Genomic DNA, 14,830 nt, shown 5'->3' on the forward strand with positions numbered 1-14,830 from the left:
TTATTCAAACATTAAATTAACAATGTTTTAAGTTATTGCATACTATAATTTATTCAATAATTGAATACAAAATTTAGTTTGTGAGTTCCAATAAAAAACGAAAACTTGAAGTTGTTGTGATTTCTGATGTCCATCTAGGAACTTACGGTTGCCACGCAAAAGAACTACTAAAATACTTAAAAAGTATAGACCCCAAAATTATTATTCTAAATGGAGATATTATAGATATTTGGCAGTTTAACAAACGCTACTGGCCAAAATCGCATATGAAGGTGATTAAGCATTTAATAAGTTGGATATCAAAAGGTAAGGAAATTTATTATATTACTGGAAACCATGATGAAATGCTTCGAAAATTTGTTGGTTTTGAACTTGGATCTTTTTCAATTAAAAATAAAATTGTTTTAGAGTTAGATGGTAAAAAAGCATGGTTTTTTCATGGGGATGTTTTTGATGTAACTATGAAACATTCTAAATGGTTGGCAAAACTCGGTGCAGTTGGATATGATAGCCTTATTTTAATAAATAGAGCGGTTAATTATATAAGTTTAATGTTAGGTAAAGGCAAAATTTCATTATCAAAAAAAATTAAGGATAGTGTGAAAACAGCTGTTAAATTTATTGATGATTTTGAGCAAACTGTTATAAAAATTGCTATTGAAAATAGATTTGATTATGTTGCTTGTGGGCACATACATCAACCCGTTATTAAAAAAGTATCTACAGATCAGGGTTCGGTAAAATACTTAAATTCAGGAGATTGGATTGAGAATTTAACAGCCTTGGAATATGAAAACAAAAAATGGAAAATTTATTCATTTAATGAAGAAAGCATTGAAACTATTGAAGAAGATTTTGATATTCTAGACAAAACACCTAAAGAATTATTTGGGCAATTAGTTGCCGATTTTAATTTCAAAAAATCATTTTAATGAAAATTCTATACGCTATTCAAGGTACAGGTAATGGACATTTAAGTAGAGCAAAAGAAGTAATTCCAGCATTGTTAAAAAGAGCGCAGGTAGAGATATTAGTTAGTGGAACGCAAGCAGAAATTAAATTAGAGCAAAATGTTAATTTTTATTATAAAGGGTTGAGTTTTTATTTTGGTAAAAAAGGCGGAATTGATTTTTTAAAAACATTTAACAATAATAATCTATTAAGGGTTTTTAATGAAATTAAAAAATGCCCAGTTGAAAATTATGATCTTGTAATTAACGATTTTGAACCTATTTCAGCTTGGGCATGTAAATTGCGTGGAGTAAAATGTATTTCGTTAAGTCATCAAGGAGCTTTATATACTAAAAATGTTCCAAAACCCTTGCACACCGATTTTATTGGTAGGTTTATAATTAAAAATTATGCATATAGTAAATATAAGTATGGTTTTCATTTTAAAAAATATAATAAAAATATATATACACCAATAATTAGAAAAGCAATCCGTTTACTTAATAGTACTGAAAAAAATCATTATACCGTTTACCTTCCTTCTTTTTCAGATGAAAAAATAATTAAATCACTATCTAAAATAAAAGGTGTTAAATGGAAAGTTTTTTCAAAAAATGCAAACAAGTGTTATCAAAAAAACAATGTTTTTGTAAAGCCAATTGATAGTGAAAAGTTTGAAAAAAGTTTGGCTTCATGTAAAGGTATTTTGTGTGGTGCAGGCTTTGAGACTCCAGCTGAAGCAATTTTTTTAAATAAAAAATTAATGATTATTCCAATGAAATATCAATATGAACAGCATTTTAATGCTGCTGCATTAGCAGAGATTGGCGTACCAGTGTTAAAATCATTAAATAAAAAAAATATTCCTAAAATACAACAATGGGTTAATAGTAGTGAAAAAGTAGAATTAGAATTTCCAAATGAAACACAGCAAATTATAGATCACATTTTATATGATTATATTGAAAGCAAAGAAGAAGTTATAGTAGCTAAAAATAGCACCACAACTTCTTCTTAAAGTAATTAATATAAAATTAATCTATTTTACTTCGTAAGTTTCTCCAGAGAAGAATAAGTCGCTAGTTTTTTTAAAGTTAGAATTAGCTTTTACCTGTTTAGTTAAATTGTCCATTTTTTCTTCTAAAGTAATATCGTTAACACTTCTAATTATTCCAGTAGCAATAGGGTATTCTAGTCTAACTAACATTTGGTGTAATGTAGGGTCAGATTCTTTAGCATCATGTACCAAAATATCATTTTCCGTTACACCATTTTCACCAATAGTAACTACTTCTAATTTTAAGCCATTTAAAACTAAACCTTTATTTTTTTGTTTCCCAAAAATCATGGGCATACCATGTTTCAAATAAATTTGTTTATCTTCTCTTACAGCTTTATCGGTAACATTTGTAAAACAACCATCGTTAAAAATCACACAGTTTTGAAGAATTTCAATTAATGAAGTTCCTTTAAAGTTATGTGCTTCAATAAATAATTGACTCATTTCTTTTGGACTGTTTCCTCCAATTCTAGCAAAAAAACGTGCATGCGCACCAATAGCTAATTCTCCAGGTGAGAAAGGTTGTTGAATATTTCCATATGGCGAAGATTTTGTTTTTTGGCCAACTAATGATGTTGGTGAAAATTGACCTTTAGTTAATCCATAAATTTCATTATTAAATAATAAAATGTTTAGATCTAAATTTCTTCGTAAAACATGGATAAAATGGTTTCCACCAATAGCCATGGCGTCACCATCACCAGTTATAATCCAAACACTTAAATCTGGGTTGGCAAGTTTTACTCCAGAAGCAATTCCTGGAGCTCTACCATGAATTCCATGCATTCCGTAAGTATCCATATAATATGGAAAACGTGATGAACATCCAATTCCTGAAATAAATACAACGTCTTCTTTTTTAACGTTCATTTCAGGTAAAGCTTTTTGCATAGATCGTAAAATAACATAGTCATCACAGCCTGGGCACCAACGTACTTCTTGGTCGCTTGCAAAATCTTTAAACGTATATTTTTTAGCAGTTGTTTCCATAATTATTTTACTAATTGATTAAACTTTTGAGTTAATTCAGTTTTTCCAAATGGTAATCCTTGAATTTTATTAAATTCAATAAAATCTATATTGTTAAAATTTGATTTTAATATTTTAGAAAACTGTCCATTGTTTAATTCACAAACCACAACTTTTTTAAATTTAGATAAAATTTCTTTTGTATTTTTTGGAAGTGGATTTATGTAATTAAAATGCGCTAAACCTATATTTTTATAACCATCTGTGTTCATTTCTTTTACAGCAGAATGAAGTGATCCATATGTTCCTCCCCAGCCTACAACTAATAAATCACCACTTTCAGCAAATTCAGTTTTTAAATTTGGAATATAATTTTGAACACGTTTAATTTTTTCTGCTCTTATTTTGGTCATATATTCGTGGTTTTCAGCAACATAAGAAACGTTACCTGTTACACGATCTTTTTCTAAACCACCAATTCTATGTTCTAAATTTGGAGTTCCAGGTATTGGCCAATTTCTAGCTAAAGTATTTTCATCTCTATCATATGGATGCCAATCTTCAGTTCTTTTTTTAATAATATTATTTTTGATTTCTGGCATATCATCAACAGTTCTGATTTTCCATGGAGCTGATCCATTTGCAATATAACCATCAGTTAATAAAATAACTGGAGTCATATGCTCTAGAGTTAGTTTTGCAGCCATATATGCGAAATCAAAACAATTTTCTGGTGTACTTGCTGCAATAACAATTACGGGACTTTCTCCATTTCTTCCGTACATTGCTTGCAATAAATCAGATTGTTCTGTTTTGGTAGGTAATCCAGTTGAAGGTCCACCACGTTGAACATTCACTAAAACTAAAGGAAGTTCAACCATCATAGCTAAACCTAAAGCTTCACCTTTTAATGCTAATCCAGGTCCAGAGGTAGTTGTAATTGCTAAATCACCTGCAAATGAAGCTCCAATTGCTGAAGAAATTCCTGCAATTTCATCTTCTGCCTGAAAAGCTTTTACCCCAAAATGTTTATGCTTAACCAATTCATGTAAAATATCTGTAGCTGGAGTAATTGGATATGATCCTAGGAATAATTCCAAGTTCGATTTTTCAGCAGCTGCTAAAAATCCCCAAGCTGTAGCAGTATTACCCATAATTATTCTATAAGTTCCAGGTGCCATTTTAGCTGGTGATATAGTATATGAATTTGGTATTAGCTCTAGAGTATTTGCATAGTTGTAACCAGCATTTAAAACTCTGGTATTTGCTTCAACAATATTAGGTTTAGTGATAAATTTTTTAGTTAAAAAGTCGATAGTATGTTGCGGAGAACGATGGTACATCCAGTACACCATTCCTAAAGCAAACATATTTTTACTTCTAGTTATGGATTTATTATCTAATCCTTCAACTCCTTTTAAAGCTTCTTTTGTTAATGAAGTCATTGAAACTTCAATTACGCGATAATTGTCTAAACTATCATCTTCTAAAGGATTGGTTTCATATTGAGCCTTTTCAATATTCTTTTTTGTGAAAGAATCAATATCAACAATAATAGTATGTCCTGGCTTTACGGAACTTAAATTTGTTTTTAATCCGGCAGGGTTCATAGCTACTAAAAGATCAACATTGTCTCCTGGAGTACTAATTTCAACACTACCTATATGTACTTGAAATCCAGAAACGCCATATAAACTTCCTTGAGGAGCTCTAATTTCTGAAGGGTAGTTAGGGAATGTAGCAATGTCATTTCCAAACATTGCAGATGTGTCAGAAAACTGTGTTCCAGTTAATTGCATTCCGTCTCCTGAATCACCAACAAAGCGAATTACAACTGCTTCTAGTACTTCAGGTTGACCATTATTTTTAGGTGTAATCATAATTTATATTAATTATAAATAAAGAGATAAATTTATGCAAAATATTTGATTATAATGCTTCAATCAAAAGTAACTTATTTTTTTAAGTTATCTAAATGACTTTTGTCACATTTACTTAAAGAAAATTGTATAAATTTGTAGATAAATAATATTTAAAAATTAGAAATCATGGCTATTAAAATAACAGATGAGTGCATTAATTGTGATGCATGTGTTTCAGAATGTCCAAACAACGCAATCTACGAACCAGATAGTGAATGGGCGTATGCTGATGAAACTTCATTAAGTGGAACTGTAACTACACCTAGTGGTGAAGAGGTTGATGCTGATGAAATGAATGAGGCAAAATCTGATGAATTTTACTTTATTGTAACTGATAAATGTACTGAATGTAAAGGTTTCCACGATGAACCACAATGTGCTTCAGTATGTCCTGTTGATTGTTGTGTTCCTGATGAAGATCATGAGGAAACTGAAGAGCAATTATTGGCTAAAAAAGTTTGGTTACACGGAGAATAATTCTTTTAAATGTAATTATAAAAAAAACCTTCAAAATTTTGAAGGTTTTTTTTATTGTAATTATTTTTTCACTATTCATTCAGTTTTAAAACTGCCATAAAAGCTGATTGAGGAATTTCAACATTTCCAACTTGCCTCATTTTCTTTTTTCCTTTTTTCTGTTTTTCTAATAACTTACGTTTTCTAGAAATATCACCTCCATAACATTTAGCGGTAACATCTTTACGTAAGGCTTTTACAGTTTCACGAGATATAATTTTAGCGCCAATTGCAGCCTGAATTGGAATATCAAATTGTTGTCTTGGTATTAATTGACGTAATTTTTCACACATTTTTTTACCAATATTATATGCGTTATCTGCATGGATTAATGCAGAAAGTGCATCAACAGATGTTCCGTTCAGTAAAATATCAACTCTAACAAGTTTTGATTGTTTCATTCCAATTGGGTGATAATCAAAAGAAGCATATCCTTTTGAAACTGTTTTTAATCGATCGTAAAAATCGAATACAATTTCAGCTAAAGGCATATCAAATGTTAATTCAACACGTTCAGGTGTTAAATATGTTTGGTTTACAATTTGTCCACGTTTTTCAATACATAAACTCATAACTGGACCAACAAAATCTGATTTTGTAATTATGGTAGCCTTTATAAAAGGCTCTTCAACTCTATTTAATCTAGATGGTTCTGGTAAATCTGATGGATTATTAACTAAAAGAATTGTATCAGGATTTTTATTAGTAAAAGCATGATAACTTACGTTTGGAACGGTAGTAATTACCGTCATATCAAATTCACGTTCTAAACGTTCTTGGATAATTTCTAGATGTAGCATTCCTAAAAATCCACATCTAAAACCAAACCCTAAAGCGGCAGAACTTTCAGGTGTATACACTAAAGATGCATCATTTAATTGTAATTTCTCCATTGAATTACGAAGCTCTTCGTAATCTTCGGTATCAACAGGATAAATCCCAGCAAATACCATTGGTTTTACATCTTCAAATCCTTCAATTCTATTTTTGGTTGGGTTTTCTGCATCCGTAATTGTATCTCCAACTTTAATTTCACTAGCAGCTTTAATACCTGTTATTAAATATCCAACATCACCAGCTTTTATAGTTTGTTTAGGTGCTTGTTTTAATTTTAAAGTACCAACTTCGTCAGCGTTATACTCATTTCCGGTAGCCATAAATTTAATTCGCTGGCCTTTTTTTATTTCACCGTTTAAAACTCTAAAGTAAGTTTCAACTCCACGGTAAGAATTGTAAACAGAGTCAAAAATTAATGCTTGAAGCGGTTCTTTTTCGTTACCTTTTGGTGCAGGAACTCTTTCAATAATAGCTTTTAGTATGTTTTCAACACCAAAACCAGTTTTTCCACTTGCATGAATTACTTCTTCAGCATCACAACCTAAAAGGTCTACAATATCATCAGTAACTTCTTCAGGGTTTGCACCTGGTAAATCTACTTTGTTTAAAACTGGAATTATTTCCAGATCATTTTCTAAAGCTAAATATAAGTTTGAAATTGTTTGTGCCTGAATGCTTTGTGCTGCGTCAACAATTAATAAAGCGCCTTCGCAAGCTGCAATAGATCTTGAAACTTCGTACGAAAAATCTACGTGACCTGGAGTATCAATAAGGTTTAAAACATATTTTTCACCTTCATAAATATAGTCCATTTGGATTGCGTGACTTTTAATGGTAATACCACGTTCACGTTCCAAATCCATATTATCTAGTAACTGCGCTTGTTCTTCACGAGCTGTAACTGTACCTGTAAAACCTAAAAGTCTGTCAGCCAATGTACTTTTTCCGTGGTCAATGTGTGCAATTATGCAAAAGTTTCTTATGTTTTTCATACTTCGTATTCCTGTCTTCTTAATTTGCGCAAAGATAATTAATTATTTGTACCAAAATTGAAAATATAATCTAGTCGTGATTTGGGAAAACTATTCCTGCATCTTTTCTAACTTGATCTAATATTTTTATTAAATTTAAACTAACTTTATTTGAAAGAATAGGGCTTTCAATTAAATTTTTATCTAAACATTCCATTACGTGTAAAGCTTCAAATTTATACCCTAAATGGGTTCCATTATCAAAAGGGATTTTAGTTATTTTTTCATTTATTTTTAATGAAATAGGGTCTGCTGAAAAACGATCGTAACTAATAATTCCATTTTCAAAACAGAGTTCAACATCATTTTTATAATCGGCATCAAAGCTTGATGTTAAAACCGCTGTTGCTCCATTTTTATAACCAAATAGCATAGCAATACTTACTTCAGAACCTGTTAAACTAAAATGTGGTACCGTTTTAATTGAATCAGGAACTCCGAGTAAAGTAAGGGCTGTAAAAATAGGATATATTCCAATATCTAATAGAGATCCACCTCCTAAATCTAAATTGTATAATCTGTTATTAGGGTTAAATTCACCATTAAACATAAAATCAGATTTTACAAATTTTAGTTTCCCTAGTTTATAGGTTGAAATAAGCTCTTGAACTTTTTTAAATTTAGGTCTAAAAATAACCCAAAAAGCTTCCATTAAAAAGGTGTTGTTTTCTTTTGATGAAGTAATCATTTGTTCAACTTCTTTAGTGTTTATAGCGAAGGCCTTTTCGCATAAAACAGCCTTTTTATGCTCTAAACATAGTAAAGAGTGTTCTTTATGAAAACTATGTGGTGTTGCTATATAAACTACATCAACTTTTGGGTCTTTAACCATTTCTAGATAAGAACCATACGCTTTTTCAAAATTGAATTCTGAAGCAAAATTAGATGCTGTATCAATATTTCTAGAAGCTGTAGCATATAAATTAGCATTTGGTAATTCGGCTAATTCTATAGCGAATTTTTTAGCGATTTTACCGCAACCTAATATTGCCCAATTGTAAGTTTTCATAAGTGTAGTGTTTTCTAATTCAAATTTATACTATTGAGTTTAAATAGAACACTACACTTATAAAAAATAGATGGTTTTTAATAAAATTCAACCAAACCAGTAGTTAAATCATAAGAAGCACCAACAATTTCAATTTCACCATTACTTTCCATCTCTGCTAAAATTGGACTTTCTTTTCTAATTCTTTCTATAGAAACATTTACATTTTCATGAATAACCTCTTCTACTTGATCTGGTGTAAGTTCATCATCATTCTTTCTTACGGTTTTAATTGCTGGCTCAACTTTTTCAAGTAATTGAGTTACATTTCCTAATTTAACACCACCACATGCTGCAGTAATTGCACCACATTTTGTATGCCCCATTACAACTAATATTTTAGAGCCTGCCACTTTACAAGAGTATTCTAAAGATCCTAAAATATCTTTATTAACTATATTTCCAGCAACTCTAACACTAAATATATCTCCAATACCTTGATCAAAAACTAATTCGGTTGGAACTCTAGAATCTATACAGCTTAATATCACAGCAAATGGGTATTGCCCTTTGCTAGTTGCAAATACTTGATCTTGCAAATTTCTTTGCGCTTTTAAGTTTGCAGCAAATCTTTTGTTTCCTTCCACCAAAATATCATGTGCGCATTTTGGTGTTAAATTATCTTGTATTTCTTTAGTTTGTGTTCTCATTTTATTATTTTTTTTAGTTATGTTTTTCTTTAATCCATGTTAAACATTGGTCAAAATTGTCAAAAACTTGATCTTCAGGAATTAAATCTGGAATAATATCAATTCGCTCCATTAAGTATCTAGGTTGCTCTAATAAGTTTACAAACAATACGGTAATGTTGTGGGCTTGTAATTCTTGTAAGGCATCTTCCATTGCATATAAACCTGATTGATCCATATATTGCATTCTTCCCAAACGTATAATCACTTTTGAAGCTGTTTTTGGAATTTGCTGTGCTAATTGTTGAAAGTCACTTGTAGATCCAAAAAATAATGGTCCTTTAATGTGCTTAATAAATACTTCTTCTTTATATTTTTCAGGGAATCCTATTTCATCTTTCCAAGCTTCTTCTTTTAAAGTTTTAACATCGGAGCGTTGTGCAGTTAAATCTCCAATTTTTTTCATAAACATTAAAGAAGCAATAACCAATCCAATACCCACAGCATATACTAGGTTCCAAAAAGTTGATAACCCTAATACAGTTAGCATTATTAATACTTCCATACTAAATTTAAATGGACCAATTTTTACATCTTTTGGTAAATAAGGTATTGCTTTTAATCCTTTATAATCCATAACTCCAATACCAACTGTAATTAAGATTCCTGCTAAAACAGCTGCTGGAATTTTTGAAGCTAAAGGTGCTAATATTAATAGTACAATAAACAGTAAAACTCCTGCAACCATACCAGATAATCTTGTTTTTCCTCCAGAATTAATATTTACTACTGTTCGGATAGTTGCACCTGCACCAGGAATTCCTCCAAATAATGATGCAATACTGTTTCCAATTCCTTGACCAATTAATTCTTTATTAGGTTTGTGTTTGGTTTTAGTCATATTATCAGCTACCACACTTGTTAATAACGAGTCAATTGCTCCTAAAAGTGCTAACGTTAACGCTGTGAAAATATAAGGTGTTAACCCTGATAGGCTAAAGCCAGTAAATATTCCTAGTTGAAATTCAGGTAAACCTTGTGGTATTTCAGGAATTGGTCTATAATCTAAATTGGCTAACATGGCAATTGCAGACATTACTACAAGTGCTACCAATGTGCTAGGTATTTTTGTTGTAATTCGTTTAAAACCATAAATTATTATTATAGTTCCTAAAGCTAAAATTAGTTCTAACCAATTTATATTTTGTATTGCTCTTGGAAATACTTTTAAAGCACCCAAAACTCCTGAAGCTTCTTTACCAGCTAGTGTTTTGGACTCCTTTAAAATGTCGTTTTGAGTCACTTTTTCAGCGCGGTTAATGGTTTCTTTAAAATCTTCAATTACTAAAATACCTTCACCTGCTTCGTCTTTTAAAATATTTTCAAGAATTAATTCTTCAGCTTGTGGCTTAAACTGGTTTACAAATTCAACGTCTTCTTTAGGGTAGTAACCTATAGATGGTAAAATTTGAGTAACCAAAATAATAACTCCAATAGCAGTCATAAATCCGGAAACTACAGGGTAGGGAATATACCTAATGTATTTTCCCAGACCAATAATTCCTAATGCTATTTGCATAAGACCTGCTAATAGGAAAACCATTAGAATAATTGGTAATGCTTTAGTTAAATCACCATCATTTGTAGCGAGTATTCCTGCAATTACAACCATACTTACAGCTGTCATTGGTGCTGTTGGTCCTGAAATTTGTGTATTTGTACCTCCAAATAAGGCTGCAAAGAAACTGATGAAAATTGCACCATATAACCCTGCGCTAGGTCCTAATCCAGAACTTACCCCAAAGGCAAGTGCTAAAGGAAGTGCTACTATACCAGCTGTGATACCGCCAAATAAATCACCTCGAAAGTGTTTAAAGTTGAATAATTTGTTCATTTTTTTTAGTTAGTTTTTGTTATTTAATAAAATTTAATGCCATTTTAGTATAAAACTGTTCAATTGTATTTTTTTTAGTTGTTATATCTGTTAATGAAGGGATATGGGATGCAAAGTATTTTTGATGATGCGAACCTTCAATAATTGTAGAAATTAACATGTTAGGAAATTCAAAATGTGGTTTAATTTCCAAAAGAATATCACTTACTCTATGAACTACACTTTTATAAGTTGCAAAATATCCTTTTTTATTTTCTTCATCCACATTTTTAGTGTGGTACGATTTTATTGATTCTGAAATAATTATTTTACTTAAAAGAACCTCATTTATATACGGAACAGATGTATTTTCCATTGCTGGTCTTGTAAGAATACTTATTGCTTTTGTGAGCCTTTTTTTTGCAGAAGCCACATTGGTTGTAGCTAGTACAATTTGATATTCAGTCCAACTCCAATACCAACTAGTTAAATAAACGAGTAACATGTGTTTATTTTTAAAATATCTGTAAATAGAACTTTCAGGGGAATTAATTGCGACTCCTAATTTTTTAAATGTAAATGCTTCAAAACCTATTTCATCAATTAACTCAATACTTTTTAAAAGTATTTTTTGACCAAGTTCTGATGAAGTTGGCTCTTTACAATATAAGTCCTGATTTACTTCTATTAAAATATTTAAATTATTCATTAACTAGTGAATTAATATTCACAAAAGTAATAGTATTACTATCAATAATGCAAGTAAAGTATTAAGTTTTTGTAAAATTATTATTAACTTACTGTATTGCAGTGCGTTATATTATTCTGATTTGTTAAAAAATTAAGTTAATTTAAAATTTAAATAAAAAAAACCTCGCTATGCGAGGTTTTTTTACTTTGTAATTAATGTTTTATTCAACCCAATCTGCAACAAATAGGTTTGTATCTCGGCCACCGTTATTATTTCTATTAGATGAAAAAACTAACTTTTTGCCATCTGGAGAAAACATAGGGAAAGCATCAAAAACGGTATCGAAAGTAATTTGTTCTAAACCAGTTCCATCTATATTAATCATAAATAAATTGAAACTTCTTTTAGCTATGTGATTTGAAGAAAATATCACTTTTTTTCCTGAAGGATGAAAAAACGGAGCCCAATTTGCGCTTCCTAAATCGGTTATTTTTGTGAGTTCACTTCCATCAATATTACAAATATATAATTCCATGTTTGTTGGTTGTACTACACCTTCTGCTAATAAATTTTTATATTCTGAAATTTCAGCTTCTGTTTTAGGTCTAGATGAACGGAAAATAAGCTTTGTCCCATCTGGTGAAAAGAAAGCACCACCATCATAACCTAATTCAAAAGTTACTTGTTTTACATCAGATCCATCAATATTCATAGTAAATAGTTCTAAATCTCCAGTTCTTGTTGATGTAAAAACAATTTTATCACCTTTTGGCGAAACTGTTGGTTCGGCATCGTAGCCTTTTTCAAAAGTTAATTGTTTAAGTTGGTTTCCTTTGGTATCTGCTACAAAAATATCGTAACCTTCAGAAATTGGCCAAATATATTTGTTGCCATAATCTTCTTTTTTTGGTGGAGTAGGACATTCTTTTCCAGCTAAATGTGTTGAAGAGTATATTATTGTTGAATCTCCAGGTAAAAAATAACTGCAGGTTGTTCTACCTAAACCAGTACTTATTAATTGAGGGATTTCTGTGCTATCTAATGGTTTAGATGCGCTCATAGTGAAAATTTGATCACATTCTAATCCCCACTTTTTGTTATTTGATTGAAAAACTAAATTTTTATTGTCAAAACTCCAATATGCTTCAGCATTGTCTCCACCAAAAGTTAATTGTTTTATGTTTTTTAAATGCTTTTCTTGTGGGTAATGTATTGTATTTACAATTTTTGTTGCTCCAGATTCACCATCTTTCCATTCGTGTTTTTCTTTTTCTTCTACTTTCTCTTCTTTTTTAATAGTTGTTTTACAACTTATTAGAAATATTAAAAGTAGAATGGAGGTAATTTTTAGTTTCATATTTTAATTAGTTAGAATTCAAAAGTACAATTTATTTTGAAGTTTAAAAGTTGATATTACTAGGTTTATTGAATTAGAAACTTGCGTTAGGGATTGCAGTGATATCCTTTTTTTAATTGAAACGAAGTGGAATTTTAAAAAAAGATTTAGTGGAAAGCCCGACCTGAAAGGGAACGCCCACATTATAAAATATTTATGTAATTTTGCGAACTAAATTTTTGATTTGGTAAAAATAGGAGACATAGAGTTAAATAATTTTCCGTTGTTGCTTGCACCAATGGAAGATGTGAGCGATCCACCGTTTAGAGCATTGTGCAAAGAACAAGGGGCTGATGTTGTGTATACGGAGTTTATTTCTTCGGAAGGATTGATTCGTGATGCTGCAAAGAGTAAAAAGAAATTGGATATTTACGAAAAAGAGCGCCCTGTTGGTATTCAAATTTTTGGAGCTAATTTAGAATCTATGCTAAAAACGGTTGAAATTGTTGAGCAATCTAAACCGGATATTATTGATATTAATTTTGGTTGCCCGGTAAAAAAAGTAGTTAGCAAAGGAGCAGGCGCTGGAATTTTAAAGGATATAGATTTAATGGTGAAGTTAACCGATGCCATGGTAAAACATACTAATTTACCAATTACGGTTAAAACTAGATTGGGTTGGGATTCCGATACTATTAAAATTGTTGAGGTTGCTGAACGTTTACAAGATGTTGGCTGTAAAGCTATTTCAATACATGGTAGAACCAGAGCTCAAATGTATAAGGGCGAAGCAGATTGGACTCCAATTGCTGATGTTAAAAATAATTCTAGAATGCATATTCCTGTGTTTGGAAATGGTGATGTAAATACTCCAGAACGTGCTATTGAAATGCGTGACAAATATGGTTTAGATGGAGCTATGATTGGTAGAGCGAGTATTGGGAATCCTTGGTTTTTTAAACAAGTGAAACATTTTATGGAAACTGGTGAGCATTTACCTGAAGTTAAAGTTTCTGAACGTGTACAAACTGCTAAACGTCATTTAGAAATGGAAATTGACTGGAAAGGTGGTGAGCGTGTTGGAATTATGGAAATGCGAAGACATTATGCAAACTACTTTAGAGGAATTCCTCATTTTAAAGAATACAGAATGAAAATGGTTACTCTAGATAACTTAACAGAACTTTACCAAGTATTTGATGAAGTTTTACAGAAATTTGGGTAATTTTATTCTATGCGTAGAATAGTTTTTCTTTTTATTTTATCAATATTTTTTTCGAGTTGTTTTTTTAATTCAACTTCGCAAAATATACTTCAGCCTACAAAAGTTGTTAAACTTAATATTGTTGAGCCTTCGGGTATTACTTTTTATAATAACCATTTATATATTGTAAGTGATTCTAATAGTGCAGTTTATAAAACTAGTTTGCAGGGTTCTATTCTTAAAAAAATTAAAGTTTCCACAACCGATAATGAAGGTGTTTGTTTCAATACCGCAGGAGATTTAGTTCTTGTAAACGAATCGAAAAGGAGATTGATTAAAATAGATTCTTCATTTAAAAAAGAAAAAAAATATAGAGTTAAAGGAAAGCAAAAACATAAAAATAGTGGTTTAGAAGGTGTTTGTTTTGTGCCTTTAGAAGAATGCTATTTTATTGTAAATGAAAAATCACCAAAACAATTGTTGAAAGTTTCAAAAAAAGGAAAAGTTACTAAAGAAATTAGAATTGATTTTGCTGATGATTTATCAGGAATTTGTTTTGACAAAGAATCAAATACGTTATGGATTGTGAGTGATGAATCTAGAACTATATTAAATGTTTCATTAAAAGGGAAGTTACTTAAAAGTTATCCAATGTCAATTGTAAAGGCAGAAGGAATTACAATAGTTGGAAATCAAATTTTTGTAGTTAGTGATGAAGAAAATAGCCTTTATATATTTAAAAAACCTAATTAGTATTTTAAGA

Annotated in this window: 13 protein-coding genes; 5 read left to right on the forward strand and 8 right to left on the reverse strand. The window is 30.4% G+C overall.

The genetic code is table 11. From position 1 onward, the window contains the following. The first annotated feature begins 80 nt into the window (after positions 1-80). On the forward strand, positions 81-932 hold the full coding sequence (locus R3X25_RS06060) for a UDP-2,3-diacylglucosamine diphosphatase (RefSeq protein WP_317672866.1): 852 nt from the start codon (positions 81-83) through the stop codon (positions 930-932). After that, a complete protein-coding gene (locus R3X25_RS06065; protein WP_317672868.1) occupies positions 932-1,969 on the forward strand; it encodes a glycosyltransferase family protein in 1,038 nt (345 codons plus the stop codon). Before R3X25_RS06060 ends, R3X25_RS06065 begins: the two co-directional genes overlap by 1 nt. A gap of 21 nt (positions 1,970-1,990) precedes the next feature. On the opposite strand, the gene R3X25_RS06070 is transcribed toward R3X25_RS06065, so the two are convergent. Together R3X25_RS06070 and R3X25_RS06075 are read right to left on the reverse strand one after the other, a co-directional pair. Next, on the reverse strand, positions 1,991-3,001 hold the full coding sequence (locus R3X25_RS06070; RefSeq protein ID WP_317672870.1) for a 2-oxoacid:ferredoxin oxidoreductase subunit beta: 1,011 nt from the start codon (positions 2,999-3,001) through the stop codon (positions 1,991-1,993). 2 nt (positions 3,002-3,003) lie between these two features. Beyond that, the gene (locus R3X25_RS06075) at positions 3,004-4,860 is read right to left on the reverse strand and encodes a 2-oxoacid:acceptor oxidoreductase subunit alpha (protein WP_317672872.1); all 1,857 of its coding nucleotides are present in this window, start codon (positions 4,858-4,860) and stop codon (positions 3,004-3,006) included. Between the two features lie 168 nt (positions 4,861-5,028). On the opposite strand from R3X25_RS06075, the gene R3X25_RS06080 reads away from it, so the two are divergent. After that, positions 5,029-5,379 carry a 4Fe-4S binding protein gene (locus R3X25_RS06080; RefSeq protein ID WP_317672874.1) on the forward strand — a complete coding sequence of 117 codons (351 nt, stop codon included), beginning with the start codon at positions 5,029-5,031 and terminating at the stop codon, positions 5,377-5,379. Positions 5,380-5,450: 71 nt separating this feature from the next. Here the strand turns inward: R3X25_RS06080 and lepA are convergent, their stop codons facing one another. From lepA to R3X25_RS06110, 6 genes are all read right to left on the reverse strand, one after another. Next, a complete protein-coding gene (gene lepA / locus R3X25_RS06085) occupies positions 5,451-7,247 on the reverse strand; it encodes a translation elongation factor 4 (RefSeq protein ID WP_317672876.1) in 1,797 nt (598 codons plus the stop codon). Positions 7,248-7,317: 70 nt separating this feature from the next. Continuing rightward, complete coding sequence (locus R3X25_RS06090; protein WP_317672878.1) at positions 7,318-8,295, reverse strand: Gfo/Idh/MocA family oxidoreductase; 978 nt, start codon at positions 8,293-8,295, stop codon at positions 7,318-7,320. Positions 8,296-8,372: 77 nt separating this feature from the next. Beyond that, on the reverse strand, positions 8,373-8,984 hold the full coding sequence (locus R3X25_RS06095; RefSeq protein WP_317672880.1) for a carbonic anhydrase family protein: 612 nt from the start codon (positions 8,982-8,984) through the stop codon (positions 8,373-8,375). 13 nt (positions 8,985-8,997) lie between these two features. Then, positions 8,998-10,857 (reverse strand): SulP family inorganic anion transporter, encoded by a 1,860-nt coding sequence (locus R3X25_RS06100; RefSeq protein WP_317672882.1) that lies wholly within the window; start codon positions 10,855-10,857, stop codon positions 8,998-9,000. A gap of 19 nt (positions 10,858-10,876) precedes the next feature. Continuing rightward, entirely contained in the window at positions 10,877-11,545 is a 669-nt protein-coding gene (locus tag R3X25_RS06105; protein WP_317672884.1) for a TetR/AcrR family transcriptional regulator, read from the reverse strand. A 202-nt stretch (positions 11,546-11,747) separates the two neighbouring features. After that, the gene (locus R3X25_RS06110; RefSeq protein ID WP_317672886.1) at positions 11,748-12,884 is read right to left on the reverse strand and encodes a hypothetical protein; all 1,137 of its coding nucleotides are present in this window, start codon (positions 12,882-12,884) and stop codon (positions 11,748-11,750) included. Between the two features lie 223 nt (positions 12,885-13,107). Between R3X25_RS06110 and dusB the strand changes: the two genes are divergently transcribed. Then, positions 13,108-14,088, forward strand: a complete 981-nt coding sequence (gene dusB / locus R3X25_RS06115; RefSeq protein ID WP_317672888.1) for a tRNA dihydrouridine synthase DusB — start codon at positions 13,108-13,110, stop codon at positions 14,086-14,088. 9 nt (positions 14,089-14,097) lie between these two features. Beyond that, positions 14,098-14,820, forward strand: coding sequence for an SdiA-regulated domain-containing protein (locus R3X25_RS06120; RefSeq protein WP_317672890.1), 723 nt, complete (start codon positions 14,098-14,100; stop codon positions 14,818-14,820). The last annotated feature ends 10 nt before the right edge of the window (positions 14,821-14,830 follow it).

Source organism: Lutibacter sp. TH_r2 (assembly GCF_033101135.1).
In the GTDB taxonomy this organism is placed as follows: Bacteria; Bacteroidota; Bacteroidia; order Flavobacteriales; family Flavobacteriaceae; genus Lutibacter.

Excerpts from the sequence above, each read along its gene's own strand:
- R3X25_RS06065 (WP_317672868.1), top strand. The coding sequence starts at position 932 with ATGAAAATTCTATACGCTATTCAAGGTACAGGTAATGGACATTTAAGT.
- R3X25_RS06070 (WP_317672870.1), bottom strand. The coding sequence starts at position 3,001 with ATGGAAACAACTGCTAAAAAATATACGTTTAAAGATTTTGCAAGCGAC.
- R3X25_RS06075 (WP_317672872.1), bottom strand. The coding sequence starts at position 4,860 with ATGATTACACCTAAAAATAATGGTCAACCTGAAGTACTAGAAGCAGTT.
- R3X25_RS06080 (WP_317672874.1), top strand. The coding sequence starts at position 5,029 with ATGGCTATTAAAATAACAGATGAGTGCATTAATTGTGATGCATGTGTT.
- lepA (WP_317672876.1), bottom strand. The coding sequence starts at position 7,247 with ATGAAAAACATAAGAAACTTTTGCATAATTGCACACATTGACCACGGA.
- R3X25_RS06090 (WP_317672878.1), bottom strand. The coding sequence starts at position 8,295 with ATGAAAACTTACAATTGGGCAATATTAGGTTGCGGTAAAATCGCTAAA.
- R3X25_RS06095 (WP_317672880.1), bottom strand. The coding sequence starts at position 8,984 with ATGAGAACACAAACTAAAGAAATACAAGATAATTTAACACCAAAATGC.
- R3X25_RS06100 (WP_317672882.1), bottom strand. The coding sequence starts at position 10,857 with ATGAACAAATTATTCAACTTTAAACACTTTCGAGGTGATTTATTTGGC.
- R3X25_RS06105 (WP_317672884.1), bottom strand. The coding sequence starts at position 11,545 with ATGAATAATTTAAATATTTTAATAGAAGTAAATCAGGACTTATATTGT.
- R3X25_RS06110 (WP_317672886.1), bottom strand. The coding sequence starts at position 12,884 with ATGAAACTAAAAATTACCTCCATTCTACTTTTAATATTTCTAATAAGT.
- R3X25_RS06120 (WP_317672890.1), top strand. The coding sequence starts at position 14,098 with ATGCGTAGAATAGTTTTTCTTTTTATTTTATCAATATTTTTTTCGAGT.